Origin of the sequence: Bacillus sp. CFBP9009 (assembly GCF_036541465.1) — a bacterium.
Taxonomy (GTDB): domain Bacteria; phylum Bacillota; class Bacilli; order Bacillales; family DSM-1321; genus Peribacillus.
Window position 1 is genome coordinate 570,129 of the sequence record NZ_JAZHFU010000003.1, and the last position, 20,576, is coordinate 590,704.

The 20,576-nt window shown below is 43.8% G+C and carries 17 protein-coding genes; 16 read left to right on the forward strand and 1 reads right to left on the reverse strand.

The features are described from left to right. Positions 1 to 123: 123 nt before the first annotated feature. The 8 genes from V3595_RS12165 to pyrE are packed head-to-tail and all read left to right on the forward strand — an operon-like array spanning position 124 to position 9,627. On the forward strand, positions 124 to 1,059 hold the full coding sequence (locus V3595_RS12165) for an aspartate carbamoyltransferase catalytic subunit (RefSeq protein ID WP_402900403.1): 936 nt from the start codon (positions 124 to 126) through the stop codon (positions 1,057 to 1,059). Beyond that, on the forward strand, positions 1,022 to 2,308 hold the full coding sequence (locus tag V3595_RS12170; RefSeq protein WP_485907406.1) for a dihydroorotase: 1,287 nt from the start codon (positions 1,022 to 1,024) through the stop codon (positions 2,306 to 2,308). Before V3595_RS12165 ends, V3595_RS12170 begins: the two co-directional genes overlap by 38 nt. Then, positions 2,305 to 3,411, forward strand: a complete 1,107-nt coding sequence (locus tag V3595_RS12175; protein ID WP_289352246.1) for a carbamoyl phosphate synthase small subunit — start codon at positions 2,305 to 2,307, stop codon at positions 3,409 to 3,411. Before V3595_RS12170 ends, V3595_RS12175 begins: the two co-directional genes overlap by 4 nt. Beyond that, a complete protein-coding gene (carB, locus tag V3595_RS12180; protein WP_402900393.1) occupies positions 3,390 to 6,596 on the forward strand; it encodes a carbamoyl-phosphate synthase large subunit in 3,207 nt (1,068 codons plus the stop codon). The genes V3595_RS12175 and carB overlap by 22 nt, the downstream gene beginning before the upstream one ends. Continuing rightward, positions 6,593 to 7,372 (forward strand): dihydroorotate dehydrogenase electron transfer subunit, encoded by a 780-nt coding sequence (locus V3595_RS12185; RefSeq protein WP_352921538.1) that lies wholly within the window; start codon positions 6,593 to 6,595, stop codon positions 7,370 to 7,372. Before carB ends, V3595_RS12185 begins: the two co-directional genes overlap by 4 nt. Beyond that, on the forward strand, positions 7,369 to 8,310 hold the full coding sequence (locus V3595_RS12190; RefSeq protein ID WP_485907407.1) for a dihydroorotate dehydrogenase: 942 nt from the start codon (positions 7,369 to 7,371) through the stop codon (positions 8,308 to 8,310). Before V3595_RS12185 ends, V3595_RS12190 begins: the two co-directional genes overlap by 4 nt. Then, complete coding sequence (gene pyrF / locus V3595_RS12195; protein WP_402900385.1) at positions 8,282 to 8,998, forward strand: orotidine-5'-phosphate decarboxylase; 717 nt, start codon at positions 8,282 to 8,284, stop codon at positions 8,996 to 8,998. The genes V3595_RS12190 and pyrF overlap by 29 nt, the downstream gene beginning before the upstream one ends. Then, positions 8,992 to 9,627 carry an orotate phosphoribosyltransferase gene (gene pyrE / locus V3595_RS12200; protein WP_101224604.1) on the forward strand — a complete coding sequence of 212 codons (636 nt, stop codon included), beginning with the start codon at positions 8,992 to 8,994 and terminating at the stop codon, positions 9,625 to 9,627. The genes pyrF and pyrE overlap by 7 nt, the downstream gene beginning before the upstream one ends. A 46-nt stretch (positions 9,628 to 9,673) precedes the next feature. Here pyrE and V3595_RS12205 read toward each other — a convergent pair whose 3' ends face one another. Beyond that, complete coding sequence (locus tag V3595_RS12205) at positions 9,674 to 11,395, reverse strand: Rqc2 family fibronectin-binding protein (protein ID WP_485907408.1); 1,722 nt, start codon at positions 11,393 to 11,395, stop codon at positions 9,674 to 9,676. A 294-nt stretch (positions 11,396 to 11,689) separates the two neighbouring features. Here V3595_RS12205 and V3595_RS12210 point away from each other — a divergent pair, with 294 nt between their 5' ends. The 8 genes from V3595_RS12210 (at position 11,690) to priA (ending at position 20,568) form a co-directional block, all read left to right on the forward strand. Continuing rightward, a complete protein-coding gene (locus V3595_RS12210) occupies positions 11,690 to 11,818 on the forward strand; it encodes a hypothetical protein (protein ID WP_260357047.1) in 129 nt (42 codons plus the stop codon). Then, positions 11,818 to 14,496, forward strand: coding sequence for a calcium-translocating P-type ATPase, SERCA-type (locus V3595_RS12215; protein WP_485907589.1), 2,679 nt, complete (start codon positions 11,818 to 11,820; stop codon positions 14,494 to 14,496). The genes V3595_RS12210 and V3595_RS12215 overlap by 1 nt, the downstream gene beginning before the upstream one ends. 155 nt (positions 14,497 to 14,651) lie before the next feature. After that, the gene (locus tag V3595_RS12220) at positions 14,652 to 15,527 is read left to right on the forward strand and encodes a YicC/YloC family endoribonuclease (protein ID WP_137018775.1); all 876 of its coding nucleotides are present in this window, start codon (positions 14,652 to 14,654) and stop codon (positions 15,525 to 15,527) included. Positions 15,528 to 15,580: 53 nt separating this feature from the next. Beyond that, on the forward strand, positions 15,581 to 15,844 hold the full coding sequence (gene remA / locus V3595_RS12225; protein WP_034313813.1) for an extracellular matrix/biofilm regulator RemA: 264 nt from the start codon (positions 15,581 to 15,583) through the stop codon (positions 15,842 to 15,844). A gap of 10 nt (positions 15,845 to 15,854) precedes the next feature. Then, positions 15,855 to 16,469 carry a guanylate kinase gene (gene gmk / locus V3595_RS12230; RefSeq protein WP_034313809.1) on the forward strand — a complete coding sequence of 205 codons (615 nt, stop codon included), beginning with the start codon at positions 15,855 to 15,857 and terminating at the stop codon, positions 16,467 to 16,469. Between the two features lie 3 nt (positions 16,470 to 16,472). Continuing rightward, positions 16,473 to 16,679 carry a DNA-directed RNA polymerase subunit omega gene (gene rpoZ, locus V3595_RS12235; RefSeq protein ID WP_098371057.1) on the forward strand — a complete coding sequence of 69 codons (207 nt, stop codon included), beginning with the start codon at positions 16,473 to 16,475 and terminating at the stop codon, positions 16,677 to 16,679. A gap of 262 nt (positions 16,680 to 16,941) precedes the next feature. Continuing rightward, positions 16,942 to 18,150, forward strand: a complete 1,209-nt coding sequence (coaBC, locus tag V3595_RS12240) for a bifunctional phosphopantothenoylcysteine decarboxylase/phosphopantothenate--cysteine ligase CoaBC (RefSeq protein WP_485907409.1) — start codon at positions 16,942 to 16,944, stop codon at positions 18,148 to 18,150. 6 nt (positions 18,151 to 18,156) lie between these two features. After that, the gene (priA, locus tag V3595_RS12245; protein WP_485907410.1) at positions 18,157 to 20,568 is read left to right on the forward strand and encodes a primosomal protein N'; all 2,412 of its coding nucleotides are present in this window, start codon (positions 18,157 to 18,159) and stop codon (positions 20,566 to 20,568) included. The last annotated feature ends 8 nt before the right edge of the window (positions 20,569 to 20,576 follow it).

Genomic DNA, 20,576 nt, shown 5'->3' on the forward strand with positions numbered 1-20,576 from the left:
GAATGAGAACGGGATAAAGTGTAAACCATTCCGTGTCCTTACAATCTTTATGACCTACACCCTGTCCTTAATGGCGGGGTGTTTTTTATGCCCCGCATCACAAATGTGAAAGGAGCAGGATCGATGAAAAAATTATTGACCATGAATGAATTGACTTTGACTGATATTGAAAGAATTTTACATGAGGCAGAGGGTTTTGCCAACGGATCTAGCTGGAATCCAAAGCAGCAGACCACAGTTGCCAACCTCTTCTTTGAACCAAGCACACGTACAAAATCAAGCTTTGAAATGGCTGAAAGAAAACTGGGACTTGAGGTCATTCCTTTTGATGCGGGTACATCATCCGTGTTAAAAGGCGAAACCTTATATGACACTGTTAAAACTTTAGAAGCAATAGGTGTAAATGCCTTGATCATCCGTCATGAACAGGATAATTATTTTGACGAATTGAATGAGAAGATCGGGATTCCAATAATCAATGCAGGGGATGGCTGCGGAAATCACCCAACCCAATCATTACTGGACTTATTGACGATAAAACAAGAGTTTAAAAGTTTTAAAGGTCTGAAGATTGCGATAATCGGTGATGTGATGCATAGTCGGGTTGCAAAATCGAATGCAGAAGCATTGACCCGTTTAGGAGCGAATGTCGTATTTTCGGGTCCGCCTGAATGGTTTGACAGAACAAACAGTTTAGGAAGGTATGAAGACATCGATCATGCGGTAGCTACAGCGGATGTGGTCATGCTGCTCAGAATACAGCATGAAAGGCATGTTGAAAAATACGATCACGCAAATGGAGATTATCTGGAAAGTTTCGGCCTGACCAAACAACGTGAAAAAAATATGAAACCGGATGCGATCATCATGCATCCTGCACCAATAAACCGCGGTGTTGAAATAGACAGTGATTTAGTCGAATGCAGCCGCTCAAGAATTTTCAAACAAATGGAGAATGGCGTATTCATTAGAATGGCCGTATTAAAAAATGTGCTTGAACAATCCGAAGGGGGAAACATTCATGAAAACAGTAATCAAAAATGGAGTATTGCTAGATAATCAAAACTCATTCAAAAAAGCGGACATTGAAATGGAAGGCAAGGTCATCACAAAAATCGGCGAGAACTTGGCAACGGAAAATTGTAAGGTAGTTGACGCTGAAGGGTTACTTATTACATCAGGATTTGTTGACCTGCATGTCCATCTACGTGAACCGGGCGGTGAACATAAAGAAACAATCGCAAGCGGGACGCTTGCAGCGGCAAGAGGCGGTTTCACTACGGTAGCGGCGATGCCGAATACAAGGCCAGTTCCTGATACAGTGGAGAACCTTGAGGCGCTTAACAGGAAGATTGAAGAAACGGCTCATGTCAGGGTACTTCCATATGCATCCATTACGATTAGGGAAGCAGGCAAGGAGCTGACCGACTTTTCTTCATTAAAACAAACGGGTGCTTTCGCCTTTACGGACGATGGCGTAGGAATTCAAGAAGCCGGGATGATGCTGGAAGCGATGAAACGGGCAGCAGCTCAAGATATGGCCATAGTTGCTCATTGTGAAGACAATAGCTTAATCAATAAAGGCTCCGTCCATGAAGGAAGATTCTCAAAAGAACAGGGGATCAATGGAATTCCGTCCGTATGTGAAGCTGTACATATTGCCCGGGATATCCTTCTTGCCGAAGCGGCTAACTGCCATTATCACGTGTGCCATATATCCACGAAGGAATCGGTAAGGACGGTAAGGGATGCAAAACGTGCAGGTATCCGAGTTACAGCCGAAGTTACACCGCATCACTTATTATTGTGTGAAGATGATATACCGGGACTTGATACGAATTATAAAATGAACCCGCCATTAAGGGGCCGTGAAGATCGGGACGCGTTGATTGAAGGACTGCTTGACGGAACCATCGATTTTATAGCAACAGACCATGCCCCGCATGCGGCAGAGGAAAAGGCGCAGGGGATGCAGCTGGCTCCTTTCGGAATAGTAGGATTGGAAACGGCCTTCCCGCTGCTTTACACCGAATTGGTTAAAAAGGGCGTCATAACATTAAAGCAATTGATCGATTTCATGACAATCAAACCATCTGAAAGTTTCTCCCTTCCTTATGGAGAGCTAAAGGAAGGTGCTACTGCGGATATCGTGCTCATCGATTTGGAAACGGAAAAAGAAATCAATGCTGAAGAGTTTGCTTCAAAAGGGAAAAATACACCTTTTAATGAAAAGAAATGTTATGGCTGGCCAGTCATGACGATTGCAGAAGGAAAAATAGCTTGGGAAAAAGGACGTGTTCAAGGATGAAAAGACAGCTAATTTTAGAAGACGGGACAGTATTCCTTGGGGAAGCATTCGGAGGGGACGTAGAAAAAATAGGTGAAGTCGTTTTTAACACAGGAATGACGGGGTACCAGGAGATTCTATCCGATCCATCGTATTGCGGTCAAATCGTTACACTTACGTATCCATTAATCGGGAACTACGGGATAAACCGGGATGACTTTGAATCCATCAATCCAGCCATAGCAGGATTCGTCGTTAAGGAAACAGCAGAACTTCCTTCCAACTGGCGAAACCAATTATCACTAGATGAATATCTGAAAATGAAGAACATACCTGGAATAAGCGGAATCGATACGAGAAAGCTGACAAGAATCATCAGGAAATCAGGTGCACTTAAAGGGGCGCTTTGCAATATCAATAAAGATGCAAATGAAGTGGTTTCCCAATTGAAAGCAACTGTGATTCCTTCTAATCAGGTAAAACAGGTTTCAACAAAAGCACCTTATTCCAGCCCGGGCAGAGGCCCGCGGGTAGTTCTTGTAGACTACGGCATGAAGCATGGGATTTTACGTGAGTTGACGAAGCGCGGCTGTGATGTCGTGGTTGTGCCTTATAACGTCACGGCCGAAGAAGTGATGCAATATCATCCGGATGGCGTGATGCTTTCAAACGGTCCTGGAGATCCGAAAAGTGTTCATGAGACGCTCGAAATGATCCGTACAATCCAAACGCAAGTGCCGTTATTCGGAATCTGTTTAGGACATCAATTATTCGCACTTGCAAACGGGGCGGATACTGCAAAATTAAAATTCGGCCATCGAGGTTCGAATCATCCGGTTAGGGACCTTCGTACCGGAAAAGTATCCATCACATCTCAAAATCATGGATATACAGTTGAAGAGCTTTCCATAGAAAGTACAGATCTTATTGTGACACATACAGCATTGAATGACGATACGATTGAAGGTCTGCGCCATAAAAAGTATCCGGCTTTCACCGTACAATATCACCCGGAAGCATCACCAGGTCCGGAAGATGCCAACTACTTATTCAATGAATTCTTACAAATGATTGAAGCTGCAACCAACAAGGGGGAAAAAACATGCCAAAACGCACTGATATAAAAAGCATCCTAGTAATTGGTTCCGGTCCGATCGTCATCGGACAGGCCGCCGAGTTCGATTATGCAGGAACCCAAGCGTGTATAGCCTTAAAAGAAGAAGGTTATCGAGTGATCCTGATTAACTCTAACCCTGCTACAATCATGACAGACACTGAAATGGCTGACGCGGTTTATATCGAACCGATCACATTGGAATTTGTCAGCAAAATCATTCGTAAAGAGCGCCCGGATGCACTGTTACCTACCTTGGGCGGACAGACTGGCTTGAACATGGCCGTTGAGCTTGCCGAATCAGGAATCCTGGAAGAATGCAATGTCCAGATTCTTGGTACCAAACTTTCGGCTATCCAACAAGCGGAAGACCGTGACCTTTTCCGTACGCTAATGAACGATCTTGGGGAACCAGTGCCTGACAGCGACATTATTCATAACTTGGAAGAAGCTTATACATTCGTTGAACGAGTCGGTTATCCAGTCATTGTTCGTCCAGCCTTCACGCTTGGCGGAACAGGCGGTGGGATTTGTGATAACGAAGAGCAGCTTATCGAGATCGTTGAGGGTGGCCTGAAAAGCAGCCCGGTTCACCAATGTCTGCTTGAGAAGAGCATTGCCGGTTTCAAAGAAGTGGAATATGAAGTGATGCGTGATTCCAATGATAATGCAATAGTCGTTTGTAATATGGAAAACTTCGATCCTGTCGGTGTCCATACAGGCGATTCAATAGTTGCGGCACCAAGCCAAACATTAAGTGACAGAGAGTATCAAATGCTTCGAAATACGTCTTTGAAGATTATCCGCGCCTTGAAAATTGAAGGTGGATGTAATGTTCAGCTTGCGCTAGATCCAAACAGCTATCAATATTATGTCATTGAAGTGAACCCAAGGGTCAGCCGTTCTTCGGCACTTGCTTCAAAAGCGACTGGGTATCCAATTGCAAAGCTAGCAGCAAAGATAGCCGTTGGGTTGACGCTTGATGAAATGATGAACCCTGTCACAGGCAAAACCTATGCCAGCTTTGAACCGGCACTGGACTATGTCGTTACGAAAATTCCGCGCTGGCCTTTCGATAAGTTCGAAAGCGCCAACCGGAGACTCGGGACCCAAATGAAAGCGACCGGAGAAGTCATGGCAATCGGCCGTACATTCGAAGAATCCATCTTAAAAGCTGTCCGTTCCCTTGAAGCGGGTATATACCATCTTAACTTGAATGACGAGTTTGAGGATGGAAAAATAGAGAAACGGATCCGAAAAGCCGGAGATGAACGGTTATTCTATATCGGTGAAGCTTTAAGAAGGGGCAAAACGATCGAAACCATCCACGAATGGAGCCAGATCGATTTATTCTTCTTGCATAAGTTGAAAAAGATAATCGACTTTGAAAAGCAGCTTAAAGAACATTCATTTGATTGTGAAGTATTGCAAAAGGCTAAAGAACTAGGGTTTTCTGACAAAACGATCGCGGAAATATGGGAAGTTCCCGAAATTGACGTCTATGAGTACCGGAAACAGCAAGGAATCATCCCTGTTTACAAAATGGTTGATACATGTGCTGCCGAATTCGAATCGGAAACACCGTATTTTTATGGGACATATGAAGATGAGAATGAATCCATCGTGACCGACAAGAAAAGTGTCATTGTTCTGGGATCAGGTCCAATTCGGATTGGGCAAGGAGTAGAGTTTGATTATGCGACCGTACATTCGGTATGGGCCATTAAAGAAGCGGGATATGAAGCGATCATCATCAACAACAATCCCGAAACAGTTTCGACGGATTTCAGTATCTCCGACAAACTTTATTTCGAACCATTGACTATTGAAGATGTCATGCACGTCATCGATTTGGAAAAACCGGAAGGGGTCATCGTCCAGTTTGGCGGACAGACAGCAATCAACCTTGCAGATGGTCTTGTTGAAAGAGGAGTGAAAATCCTTGGTACTTCACTTGAAGACCTGGATAGGGCGGAAAATCGCAATAAATTTGAAAAAGCACTTAAGGATTTAGGCATTCCGCAGCCAAAGGGTAAAACCGCAACATCGGTTGATGAAGCGATCGTCATCGCTGAAGATATTGGTTACCCTGTTTTAGTAAGGCCATCGTATGTTCTCGGAGGAAGAGCGATGGAAATCGTCTATAAACAAGAAGAATTACTGCATTACATGAAAAATGCCGTGAAAATAAATCCAGATCATCCTGTCCTGATAGACCGCTACTTAACGGGTAAGGAAATCGAAGTCGATGGTATTTCCGATGGTGAAACGGTCGTTATCCCTGGAATCATGGAGCATATCGAACGTGCCGGCGTCCATTCAGGTGATTCGATTGCAGTTTATCCGCCGCAAAATTTAACGGAAAAACAAAAAGAAGTAATCATCGACTATACGACCCGATTGGCAAAAGGCTTGAATATAATTGGTCTCTTGAACATTCAATATGTCATCAGCAATGAAGAAGTGTATGTAATTGAAGTAAATCCACGTTCGAGCCGGACCGTTCCATTCTTAAGTAAAATTACGAATGTGCCGATGGCTAACTTAGCCACGAAGGTCATCTTGGGACACACACTAGAAAGCCAAGGTTACCAATCTGGGTTAGTGCCAGAACAAACTGGGGTCTTTGTGAAAGTGCCGGTCTTCTCTTTTGCAAAATTAAGAGGCGTGGACATTTCTCTCGGACCTGAAATGAAATCGACTGGTGAAGTAATGGGGAAAGATAGCACCCTTGAAAAGGCTTTATATAAAGGGTTGGTCGCTTCCGGCTTCAAAATTAAGGGGCATGGTTCGGTGTTATTGACGATATCGGATAAAGATAAGCAAGAAGCGCTACTTTTAGCAAGACGTTTCCATAATATCGGTTTCAAGTTGATAGCCACCAGCGGAACTGCGGCCCTATTGCAGCAATCGGGCATCCCGACTGCGATTGTCGGTAAAATTGGCGAAGAAGGTACAAACCTGCTGGATGTTATCCGGAACGGGGAAGCGCAATTTGTCATAAATACTTTGACAAAAGGCAAGCAGCCGGCCCGGGATGGTTTCAGAATCCGACGTGAATCGGTTGAAAATGGAGTAACATGCTTAACATCACTTGATACGGCAGAAGCTATTTTAAGAGTGATAGAATCCATGACCTTCTCGGCAGAAGCAATGGGAAAAACGGAAAAAAGTCGTGAGGTGAGCTATATATGATCAAGAAGGAAAGAATGAAGGTGTTAAATCATAAGGAGCTGGCCCCATCCATCTTTGAACTTACTCTGCAAGGTGAATTGGTTTCAGAGATGAAGCAACCAGGCCAGTTTGTCCAGGTCAAGACAACAGAAGGCACTGAGCCATTGTTAAGACGCCCGATTTCAATTTCTTCTTACAACAGCAGTGAAAAACAGTTCACGATGATATACCGGGCTGAAGGGAAAGGAACGACGCTGTTATCACAGCGTAAAGAGGCGGAAGCGGTCGATATTCTTGGACCCCTTGGCAACGGATTTCCCGTTCATGAGGCCAAAAAGGGAGAAACGGCATTATTGGTTGGCGGCGGGATTGGTGTCCCGCCCCTGTATCAACTATCACAGATGTTGGTTGCGAAAGGTGTTAAGGTAATCCATGTATTGGGCTTCCAGACCAAGTCAGCCATCTTTTACGAAAAAGAATTCAGTGAATTAGGTGATACCCATATAGCCACGGTGGATGGTTCATATGGGACAAAAGGATTTGTTACGACTGTAATAGACAACCTGGAGCAAGAGTTTGCAACGATCTTTTCCTGCGGGCCTACACCAATGTTAAGAGCGTTGGAAGCGGGCTATCGTGAGAAAAAGCTTTACCTGTCCCTCGAGGAAAGGATGGGCTGCGGCATCGGTGCATGCTTTGCCTGCGTGTGTCATACAGGGGATGATCCAACTGGATTCAGTTATAAAAAGGTATGCAGCGATGGACCCGTATTCCGGGCAGGAGAGGTGGTACTATGAGCAGGCTTTCAGTTGAATTACCAGGATTACATTTGAAAAACCCAGTCATGCCAGCATCTGGATGCTTTGGATTCGGCCGTGAATACAGTCAATTTTTCAACTTGGATATTCTTGGGGCGATCATGATCAAAGCGACCACTCCTGAGCCGAGGTTCGGTAACCCTACTCCGCGTGTTGCGGAAACCTCTTCGGGAATGCTGAACGCCATCGGTCTGCAGAATCCAGGTTTAGAAAAGGTCATCAGTGAAGAGCTGGCCTGGCTAGGTGGGTATGATGTTCCCATCATCGCCAACGTTGCAGGTTCGCAAATAGCTGACTATGTAAAGGTTGCCAGGGAAATAAGCAAGGTGGGGAATGTAAAAGCACTTGAATTGAATATCTCTTGTCCGAATGTAAAAGAAGGAGGCATAGCTTTCGGTACGGTACCGGAAGTTGCCAAAGAGGTAACCAAGGCGGTCAAGGAAGTATCTTCCGTTCCTGTATATGTGAAGCTTTCACCGAATGTCAGTGATATTGTGGAGATGGCCAAAGCTGTAGAAGAAGGCGGGGCCGACGGGCTGACAATGATAAATACATTAGTCGGCATGCGGTTGGATTTAAAGACTGGTAAACCGATTCTTTCGAACAGAACGGGAGGTTTATCTGGTCCTGCAATAAAACCTGTTGCGCTCCGGATGATTTATGAGGTAAGCCAGCAAGTGTCGATTCCAATAATCGGAATGGGCGGCATCGCTACAGCGGAAGACGTCATCGAATTTTTCTATGCGGGTGCCAGTGCTGTTGCGGTGGGAACCGCGAACTTCGTGGATCCCTTTGTATGCCCGACCATCATTGAAGAATTACCGAAATTGTTGGATGAGCTGGGATTTGACCATATTTCAGAATGTACCGGAAGGAGCTGGAAGCAGAATGAAACAGTCACTAATTATCGCTCTTGATTTCCCTGACTTCATTCAAACGGAGAAATTCCTAAAACAGTTCCACTCGGAAAAACTGGCTGTTAAAGTGGGGATGGAATTATTTTATCAGAATGGACCATCAATAATCTCTTTCGTAAAAGAGCAAGGCCACGATGTGTTTTTGGACTTGAAGCTTCATGATATTCCGAATACGGTCAAAATGGCCATGACAGGATTGGCAACTTTAGGTGCCGACTTGGTCAATGTACATGCGGCGGGTGGCCAAAAGATGATGGAAGCAGCCATCGAAGGCCTGGATAAGGGAACGTCCGCTGGTAAAAAGCGTCCATTATGCATAGGGGTTACCCAACTGACGAGCACGTCACAAGAACAAATGAATGTTGAGCAAAACATTGCCGGATCTCTGGAGGATTCGGTCCTCCATTATGCAAAACTTACTAAACAGGCAGGATTGGATGGCGTCGTCTGTTCCACTCATGAAGTAAAGAACATACATGAACGCATCGGTCATGAATTTTTAACGGTCACACCTGGAATCCGAAATGCAGGAGGACAGACGCATGATCAAAAGAGAATTGCCACGCCTGAACAGGCTAGGGAATTTGGAGCGGATGCCATCGTTGTAGGAAGAGCCATAACGGGGGCGGAAGATCCATTAAGGGCTTATTTGGATATGAAAGCAGCTTGGGAGGGAATATCATGTTAAATAATAAGATAGCTGAACATCTATTGGAAATAAAAGCAGTGTACCTACAGCCGAATGACCCATTTACTTGGGCATCTGGAATTCAATCACCCATTTATTGTGACAACCGCTTAACCCTTTCATACCCAGAGGTTCGCAATGAAATAGCGGAAGGATTGAAAGGATTGATTGAACAGCACTTCCCTGAGGCTGAACTGATTGCAGGCACAGCAACTGCCGGCATTCCGCATGCAGCTTGGGTGAGTGAAAAATTAAATGCACCGATGTGCTATGTTCGATCCAAAGCCAAGGAGCACGGAAAGGGCAATCAAATCGAAGGCCGCGCTGTTCCAGGACAAAAAGTGGTGGTTGTGGAAGACTTGATTTCAACCGGGGGAAGTGTAATTACTGCTGTTAACGCGCTGAAGGAAGCAGGCTGTGATGTTCTAGGAGTCGTTTCGATCTTTACTTATGAATTGGAAAAGGGAAAAGAAAAATTCGATGCTGAGGGCATTATTAACCATTCGTTGAGTGACTACTCGACTTTGATAAAAGTCGCTAATGAAAAAGGGTACATCACGGCAGATGAATTGGAAAAGCTAAAAAAATGGAGGGAGAATCCGGCTGATACAGCTTGGATTTCAGCATGAAAATAGAGGCGGCCCAATCACGGAGGATTGGGCCGCCTCTATTTTTTTACTCCTTTACCGCTTCCTTTAAGCGTATGACGGTATCGGCATCAGGTGTAATATATACGGTCTGCTGTTGCTCATAGATCACGAACCCGGGCTTGGAACCATTCGGTTTCTTGACATGGCGAACTTGTGTGAAGTCAACGGGCACTGAGCTCGATTGCTTAGCTTTACTGAAGAAAGCTGCTAATACGGCTGCCTCTTTTATCGTTTCTTCACTTGGCGATTCATTTCGAATCACAACATGTGAGCCAGGTATATCTTTGGTATGAAGCCATATTTCATCACGGCGTGCAAACTTATTGGTTAGGTAATCATTTTGTTTATTATTCTTCCCGACAAAAATGAGATCTCCATCTGTAGCATAATATGTTTCAAGCTGCGGTTTTGCATTTGCAGGCTTTTTCATGCCTTTTTTCTTTTTTTGCCGAATATATCCTTCTTCCTGAAGTTCTTCGCGAATCTCCTCTATATCTCTGGGTGACGCTGATTGAAGCTGCTGATGCAAGGCTTCAAAGTAGGCCAATTCCAATTTTGTTTTTTCGATTTGTTCTTGGACGACTCCGACTGCATTTTTGGACTTTTGGTATCTGGAGAAGTACTTTTGTGCATTATCTGATGGATTTTTTAAAGGGTCAAGCGGGATGGTGACCATACTTTGATCTTCATCATAATAATTGACGACTTCTATTTCCTTCATGCCTTTTTTCATTTGATATAGATTAGCTGTAAGCAGCTCACCGAACAACTGATACTGTTCCCCGCGTTCCGTATCTTTTAATGTACGTTCGAGCTTCCCGATTTTTTTTGAGTTCTTTTCGATTTCATTCGTAATGAAACGTTCTACATCCTGGCTCTTTTGCTTAACCCGATCTCTTTCTGCCTTTCCGAAGTAATAGCGGTCGAGCATCTCGCTCAATGAAGAAAACGTACGTTGATTGCCAGTCAGATGCTCTAGTGAAAGCATATAAAAAACTTCTTTATTTCCATCTTGTTTGATCGTGGCGGAATACTTCTGCTCCGAGATTTCCTGGATAATACTTAAAAATGCTGAAGGAAGGGTCGTGCTGTTGGCAAGTCCAGCCCGGTAGACGGCTTCCTTTGCAACTAATGGTGAAACTCCGGAAAAATGGGCAACAAGCTGTCGATCCAGCTTTCCTGCATTGAAGTCGATATTCTTCCTGATATCGTCCTCGGTAGCATCGAAGGGATTATTCTTTTCTTGTGCGGGTGGAGCCTTATATTCCTGGCCGGGTAATATCGCCCGATAACTGTTTACTGCATGTGAAACATGCTTAATGCTGTCCAAAATCATATTCCGTTCTTTATCGACTAAAACTATGTTGCTGTGACGCCCCATGATTTCGATGATTAACTGCTTTTGGGAGACATCACCAAGCTCATTGCGGCCCTTCACTTCAAAAATGATCATCCTATCAAGTTCATATTGATAAATATTTTCTATCGTGTAGCCTTCGAGGTGCTTCCTAAGAAGCATGCAGAACATGGGTGCTTCTTTGGGATTTTCATAGCTTTCTTCGGTCATTTGCACCCTCGAATAACTTGGATGGGCTGACAATAAGAGCTTATGGTTCTTACCTCCAGCACGAACAACCAGTATTACTTCATTTTTATAAGGCTGATGTACCTTATTGATTCGTCCACCTTTTAATATAGAAGCGATTTCTTCCGTCATCGCTTTCGTAAATAATCCATCAAATGACATTCTATTTTTACTTCCTTTACATAAGATTTTCTAAGATACTCATTTTGCTAGGCGTTATCAGTGCATCAGGACTGCTCATTTTAGCTAATCACAAATTTAAGCGAACTGGGTGAAAAGCTGAAGCTGCCGTTCGGGAATATTGAATGGATGCTATTTTTATAGGTTCCTGAGATTAATCCTAAATTTGACCATCCATCATGATTAGCTCTCGTTCATTCATTATATTATCCGCATCGTTCTTCTTTCCGCAATTCTGTTTAATTATAGCATTATTTTGGACGAGTCTGAATAATCATGGAAGAAGAGCAGGTTGTTTTATGTATCGGTAAGCAGGCAGGTGTTGGATGGGTAAAGCAAAAAGCGCCTGTTGAGATGTATACAGGAGCCTATTTCATTCTATTCAAAGGGATGTGTGATACTTGATGGAGTTCAAGGAAATGAATAATCAAGAAATGGAGAAAGCGCTTCAAACAAACGTTACACACGGTTTGGACGATGATGAAGTAAAGGACAGGCTGCGAAAGCATGGCTTTAACGAATTGAAGGAAGGAGAAAAACAGTCTGCCATTCTTTTATTCTTCGCCCAATTCAAAGATTTCATGGTCATCGTTTTACTTGCCGCGACATTGGTCTCCGGGATATTGGGTGAATATATCGATGCGATTGCCATCATGGCGATTGTTTTTTTGAATGGATTACTTGGTTTTTTTCAAGAACGGAAGGCAGAAAAATCCTTGGATGCCCTAAAGGAAATGGCTGCGCCGCAGGTTAACGTGCTTCGAGGTGGACAGTGGCTGAAAATCCCATCGAAAGAAGTCGTTGTGGGGGATATCCTGAAGTTTTCGAGCGGTGACCGAATTGGTGCCGATTTACGGATCGTCGACCATTCAAGCCTTGAAATAGAAGAGTCTGCACTTACCGGCGAGTCACTCCCGGCCGTTAAATGTTCCGATCCATTGATGAATGAAGTCGAAGGTATCGGTGATCAGGAAAATATGGCTTTTATGGGAACGATGGTGACAAGAGGAAATGGAATCGGAATCGTAACCGCTACAGGTATGAATACGGCGATGGGCAAGATTGCGGATCTCCTGCAGACTGCAGAAACAAAAGAAACACCGCTTCAGCGGAGGTTGGAGCAGCTAGGCAAAATTTTGATCGTCACGGCTTTAATATTAACTGTAATTGTGGTCCTGACTGGTGTCATTCAAGGGCATGACCTCTATACGATGTTTTTGGCCGGGGTATCATTGGCTGTTGCTGCGATTCCCGAAGGCTTGCCAGCCATTGTGACCGTAGCCTTGTCTTTAGGCGTTCAGCGTATGATCAAACAAAAAGCGATTGTCCGCAAACTTCCTGCCGTAGAAACGCTAGGCTGTGCAACGGTGATTTGCTCAGATAAGACAGGAACCCTGACCCAAAACAAAATGACGGTGACGAAGGTTTGGAGTGGAGGGAAAACTTGGGATGTCAGCGGTACTGGTTATAAACCTGTCGGAGAGTTTTCTTTAGAGGGAGTTTCAGTTGCCCCGAGAAACCATAATGCATTGCTGCAAATAATTACATTCGGCATGCTCTGTAACAAAGCTGAGTTAAAGGAAAATGGTAAACAATATATTTTAGACGGTGATCCGACAGAAGGGGCGATGTTAGTCGCGGCAATGAAAGCAGGGTTGACGAGGGAACACCTGTCTAAGAGGTTTACGATAGTCAAGGAGTTTCCGTTTGACTCGAGCCGCAAAATGATGAGTGTCATAGTGAAGGATGATAAAGATAATCATTTTGTCATCGCAAAAGGGGCCCCTGACGTATTGATCGCCCAGTCCGATACGATTCTTTGGGAAGGAAGGTCGGAAATATTAAATCGGGAGAGTAAGGAAAGGGTACAGCAGGACATGAATGAGCTTGCCTCGCAGGCACTTCGAATGATTGCTGTTGGTTATAAACCCCTTTCAAAAGGAACGATTTTGCTTCAAGAAACCGAAGCTGAGCGCAATTTGACCTTCATGGGACTGCAGGGCATGATCGATCCCCCGCGTCCGGAGGTGAAGCAGGCAGTTAAGGAATGCAGGGATGCCGGGATCAAAACTGTCATGATTACTGGCGACCATGTAATAACCGCAAAGGCAATAGCTAAAGAACTTGGTATTTTAAAAGGAAAAGACCGTGTACTTGAAGGACGGCAATTGGCGGACATGGATGTCGGGGAACTTGAGGAAGTTGTTGAAAGTGTTTCGGTATTTGCCCGCGTTTCCCCAGAACATAAGTTAAAAATCGTAAAAGCCTTGCAAAATAAAGGACATGTCGTTGCAATGACAGGGGATGGAGTCAATGATGCCCCTGCAATAAAATCAGCGGATATTGGTATATCCATGGGCATCACTGGTACTGATGTCGCGAAGGAAGCTTCTTCCTTGATATTGGTTGATGATAATTTTGCCACAATTAAATCGGCCATCAAAGAAGGCAGGAATATTTATGAAAACATCAGGAAGTTCATCCGTTATCTGCTTGCTTCCAATGTGGGGGAGATTTTGGTCATGTTTTTTGCGATGCTATGTGCCTTGCCTTTACCTTTGATACCAATCCAGATCTTATTCGTGAACCTTGTAACTGACGGACTGCCCGCGATGGCGTTGGGTCTGGATGCCGCCGAAGAAGATGTAATGAAAAGGAATCCAAGAAATGCCAATGAAGGTGTTTTTGGAAGAGGGCTTGGCTGGAAGATCATTTCACGCGGTTTTCTGATCGGGGTTTCTACATTGATCGCATTTTATGTTGTATATCGTGCAAATCCCGAAAACCTTGCTTATGCACAAACGATTGCTTTCGCTACCTTGGTACTGGCTCAGCTTATACATGTATTCGATTGCCGAAGTGAACGTTCGATCTTCTCGAGAAATCCATTCGGTAACCTTTATCTAGTGGGGGCGGTATTATCCTCCCTATTATTGATGGTAGCCGTCATGTATGTGCAGCCTTTACAAACAATCTTTCATACGGTACCGATTTCGGGAAGGGATTGGCTATTAGTAATAGGAATGGCATCCATTCCAACTTTTTTACTGGCTGGAACCTTTTTAGCAAGAAAAGCACAATGATATATGATATAATCTTTAAGGTGGTAGAGTCTTGCTCTATTGCCTTTTTATTTTTGTAGTATTTTATTTGTGAGCTAAAGTTTTCGTGCTGTAGCTAATATATAATGAATGTTAAAGGCTAAATTACTACATTATGTTTGATAGGATGTGGAACCATGGTTACCAGTATGACGGGCTATGGAAGAGAAGAAGCGGAAAACGAACAGGTCAAGGTTTTTGCTGAAATTAAGACCGTGAACCATCGTTTTTGTGAATATACGATTCGAATGCCGCGCCAGCTTTTAGTTTTGGAAGAAAAGGTGAAAAAGAAGGCGAATCAATACATAAGAAGGGGACGGGTGGAAATCTTCATTACAGTTGAAGGTGAGAGCCTGGTTTCCAAAAAGGTGAAGATCGATTGGGATCTTGCTGATCAGTATGTGGGATTGATGGAAGAAGTCAAGGGAAAATACAATCTGGAAAGTTCCATTACATTACAGGATATGCTGCAACTTGAATCGATTTTCATAACGGAGGAAGTACCTGCGGTTCCTGCCGATTTGGAATCCTTGTTATTGAAGGCTGTCACGGGGGCATTGGAAAATCTAAAAAAAATGCGGAATCTGGAAGGTCAGGAACTGGCCTTGGACATGAAACGCCAGCTTGAAAAGTTTGGTGAGATTGTAGCAGGGGTCAAAATGCATGCACCTTCAGTCGTCGAAAAATATAAAGCCCGCTTGGAAATCAAACTGGCAGAGTTGACTGAAGGATTGATCGAAGATAGCCGCATTGTGACAGAAGCGGCCATTTTTGCTGATAAATGTGATATAAATGAAGAACTGACCAGACTCGATAGCCATGTACAGCAATTTTCAAGGACGCTTACCCATAGTGAACCAATTGGAAGGAAACTTGACTTCCTTGTCCAGGAAATGAATAGGGAAGTCAATACGATTGGATCAAAGGCAAATGATTCGGCCATTACCAAAGAAGTGGTGGAAATGAAAAGTCTGCTTGAAAAATTAAAGGAACAGGTTCAAAATATCGAGTAGTCAGTTTATGATGAACCTAACAAGGTGACAATAGATATGAATGGGGGACAAAAATGTCAATTAAGCTCATTAATATTGGTTTTGGGAATATCGTTTCCGCAAACCGGATCGTATCCATCGTGAGCCCTGAATCGGCTCCGATCAAAAGGATCATCCAAGATGCCCGAGACCGCGGATCCTTAATAGATGCTACATATGGTAGAAGGACTAGGGCCGTTATAATTACAGACAGCGACCATGTTATCTTATCTGCCGTTCAACCGGAAACGGTTGCCGCACGGCTTCAAGATAGAGATGACAGCGTAGAAGAGGGGTAACTGAAACAATATGAGAGAAAAAGGTTTATTAATCGTTTTGTCCGGTCCATCCGGTGTTGGTAAAGGAACTGTAAGAAAGGCGATTTTTTCTCAGCCAGGAACGGCATTCGAATATTCGATTTCGATGACCACACGGCTGCCTCGCCATGGTGAAGTGGACGGAGTGGACTATTTCTTCAAAAAACGCGAGGAATTCGAAGCACTGATCGAAGAAGGAAAATTGCTGGAATATGCAGAGTTCGTCGGTAATTATTATGGAACACCCGTGGATTATGTCCGTGAAACAATCGATTCCGGAAAAGATGTATTTCTGGAAATTGAAGTTCAAGGAGCTAAACAGGTCCGGGAGAAATTCCCTGAAGGACTTTTCATTTTCCTTGCTCCTCCGAGTTTGACCGAACTCGAAAGCCGCATCGTTACTCGCGGAACCGAGACGGAGGAAGCGATAAAAGGACGGATGAAAGTGGCCAAGGAAGAAATAGAACTTATGGATCTGTATGATTATGTTGTTGAAAATGATCATGTGGATGCCGCTTGTGCTAGAATTAATGCAATTGTAATAGCCGAGCATTGCCGTCGGGAAAGAGTTGCTGTTTTATATAAAAAAATGTTGGAGGCGGAATAAATTATGTTATATCCATCAATTGATTCTCTATTACTTAAAATCGATTCAAAATACTCACTTGTATCAGTGGCAGCTAAGCGTGCCAGGGAAATGCAAATTAAAGATAATTGCCTCGTAACGAAACCGGTTTCCCATAAATCAGTAGGTCGTGCCCTTGAAGAGATTCATTCCGGTAAGTTGACTTACGATAATTCTTACGAGGAAAACTAAAAGAACACATAGCTTGACCTATCGGGCCTGACACCCTAAAGCAAACAGGAGCGTAACATTTGGAAAGTGCTTCCTTCCTGCGGCCAAGGTGTCAGGCCTGTTTGTTTTGGTTTTAAAAAAGTCCGGAAGTCATTGATGAAAGCAGGCAGAGATATGGAATGTTTAGGAAAATCCATATGTTATTGCGCATTTCGAATGAAATTTCTTCGGTTTTCCGTCATAATTAAAAGAAAAATAGAATGTATAGTTAGGGGAAATTTGCATGCTTATCGATAAAAAAGTACTTCTTTGTGTCACCGGCGGAATTGCTGTATATAAGGCTGCTGCCCTGACAAGTAAATTAACTCAGGAAGGTGCACATGTTAAAGTGATCATGAGTGAATCGGCACGTAAATTCGTGACGCCGCTCACCTTTCAAGCACTTTCGAGAAATGATGTGTACACAGATACTTTTGATGAGAAGGATTCATCAGTCATTGCCCACATCGACTTGGCTGATTGGGCTGATATCATCCTGTTGGCTCCTGCTACAGCCAATGTCATCGGAAAGGTAGCCAATGGAATCGCGGATGATATGATTACGACCACACTTCTGGCAACGGAAGCGCCTGTCTGGGTTGCGCCGGCAATGAACGTGCACATGTACGCCCACCCAGCGGTTCAGAAAAATATGGAGACACTTCGGTCGTTTGGATATCAATTCATTGAACCGGGTGAAGGGTATTTGGCCTGCGGTTATGTAGGGAAAGGGCGATTGGAGGAACCGGAAACAATCGTAGAACATCTTAATCGATATTTCGATGAACGCAAATCACACCAACAGCCTCTTAAAGGAAAGAAATATTTGATAACGGCAGGACCGACTCGTGAAGCAATCGATCCCGTGCGTTACGTGACGAATCATTCCAGCGGCAAAATGGGCTATGCCCTAGCCGAAAAGGCAATCGAAATGGGCGCTGAGGTGACATTGATCACTGGCCCAGTGAACTTGACACCGCCTTCCAAGGCCAAAGTAATACCAGTGGTATCAGCAGCAGATATGTATGATGCGGTATTCGATCAGTTCGCTACCAGTGATGTCGTAATCATGACGGCTGCAGTGGCGGACTATAAACCGAAGATTTATCATGCTCAAAAGATGAAAAAGCAGCCAGGGGAAAATGTGATTGAATTTGAACGGACAAAGGATATCCTCATGGAACTCGGTGAAAATAAAACTCATCAGTTCTTGGTAGGCTTTGCGGCTGAAACGAACAATGTTGAAGAATACGCAAGAGGGAAATTAGCCAAAAAGAATGCAGATATGATCGTTGCCAATAATGTTACCGCCCCAGGGGCAGGATTTGGAACGGATACGAACATCGTGACTATTTACGATAAAGATGGAAGTGCGACCGAACTTCCAAAAATGAGTAAAGCGGATATAGCTAAAAGCATCCTGGCAGAAGTATCTCGCATGCAAAAGGAATGATGTCATATGGATATAGCATCCGTCATCGTGGATGTACCTGCTAAACAAACGGATCGAGAATTCGACTATCGCATACCTGAAAAGTGGAACCAAGTCATCAAACCCGGAATGCGGGTCATCGTCCCATTCGGTCCAAGAATGGTTCAGGGATTCGTCACAGGCTTAAAAGCTAAAAGCGAATTTGCGAAATTACGCTATATAAAAGAACCAATGGATTTGGAGCCCATTCTTAATGATGAATTGCTTCAGCTCGGTGACTGGTTGACCAAAGAGGCGATGTGTTTTAAAATTTCAGCGCTACAGGCCATGCTTCCGGCAGCGATGAAAGCAAAGTATGAAAAAGTGATCAAAGTCGTTGAAGATAAAAAGGATCAGCTGCCTCCCTTCATTCAAAACCTTTTCGGAAAAAATGATTCAATATCTTGGAAAGACGTGATTGAAGGGGAGAACGCCTCCCTTTTCCAAAAGGAAATGCAAAATGGCAATCTTGAGCTCGTATATAATGTGAAAAACCGACTTAATAAGAAGACAGTCCGAGTCATAAAATCTTTGCTTTCCCCTAAGGAACTGAAAGAAATGGCATCAGCCATGTCAAGCAATGCAAAAAAACAACAGGAACTCCTTCAATACTTTACTGAACATCAAGAACCCATTCCGTTAAAAGAATTGCTTGAATTGATGAACACATCAAGCGGTACCGTCAAATCCCTAGTGTCAAAAGGGGCCTTGGCGGAAATGGATCAAGAAATATACCGAGATCCTTATGAAAACCGTGTGTTCGAAAAATCCACTCCCTTTACACTTACAGCTGAACAAACAGCTGCCTTGAAGCCTATCCAAGAGAAAATATATCATGATGAACATGATGTTTTCCTTTTATATGGTGTAACCGGAAGCGGGAAGACGGAAGTGTATCTACAGGCTATTGCCTCTGTCATTGAAAAAGGGAAGGAAGCCATCATGCTTGTACCTGAAATCTCTTTAACTCCACAGACGGTGAAGAGGTTTAAGGAAAGGTTTGGGGAGCAGGTAGCTGTCATGCATAGCGGTTTATCCGTAGGTGAAAAATATGATGAATGGCGGAAAATTCACCGTAAAGAAGTAAAAGTTGTGGTGGGCGCGCGTTCCGCCGTGTTTGCTCCTTTTGAAAACCTGGGGCTGGTCATCATTGATGAAGAGCATGAATCCAGTTATAAGCAAGAAGAAACGCCAAGATACCACGCCAGGGACGTAGCCATTGAAAGAGCAAAATCATATGGTTGTCCGGTTATTCTTGGCAGCGCGACACCTACACTTGAATCTTTTGCGCGAGCCAAGAAAAATGTCTATAAATTATTGACACTTAGCCAGAGGATGAATAAAAATGCGTTGCCAGCAGTGGATATTGTAGATATGCGCGAAGAACTAAGAACGGGAAATCGTTCCATGTTTTCGGAGCTGCTCTTTACCAAGCTGAAAGACCGGCTTGAGAAGGGGGAGCAAACAGTTCTGATGCTAAATAAAAGGGGGCATTCTTCCTTTGTGATGTGCCGAAGCTGCGGATTGGTCATCAACTGCCCTAATTGTGACATTTCACTCACATATCATCGCTTTAATGATATAATGAAATGCCATTATTGCGGTTTTGAAGAGGGAATGCCTTCCGCTTGCCCTGAATGTGAAAGTGAACATATAAGGTTCTTCGGTACAGGCACTCAAAAGGTTGAAGAAGAGCTTGCGAAAATCCTCCCTGAAGCACGGGTCATACGGATGGATGTTGACACGACGAGTAAGAAGGGTTCACATGAGCGGTTGCTGAATGCCTTTGGTGAAGGGAAGGCCGATATATTGTTAGGCACCCAAATGATTGCCAAGGGCCTTGATTTTCCTAATATCACCCTTGTTGGAGTCCTTTCAGCTGATACGATGCTGCATCTGCCTGATTTCCGTTCTTCGGAAAAGACATTCCAGCTGCTGACACAGGTCAGCGGAAGGGCAGGACGTCATCAGCTTCCGGGAGAAGTGGTCATCCAAACCTATACACCTGAGCACTACAGCATCGAGCTTTCTGCTTTTCAGGATTATGATGCTTTTTATGAACGGGAGATGCATCTAAGGAGGCAAAGTCATTACCCTCCTTATTATTATGTTGTCCTTATAACCGTTTCACATGAAGATTTAATGAAGACAGTGAGTGTTACTGAGAAAATCACGAATTATTTAGGCTCACGATTGAATCGGGATTCTATCGTACTAGGTCCGGTTGCTTCGCCCATTAGTCGAATCAACAATAGATATCGCTATCAATGTCTGATAAAATACAAACGAGAGCCGGACCTGAATCAGCATTTACGAACACTTTTGGAGCATTACCAAAAAGAAACCGCTCAGAATCAGCTGCAGATTTCAATAGATTTAAATCCACAGATCATGATGTAATTGTTTAA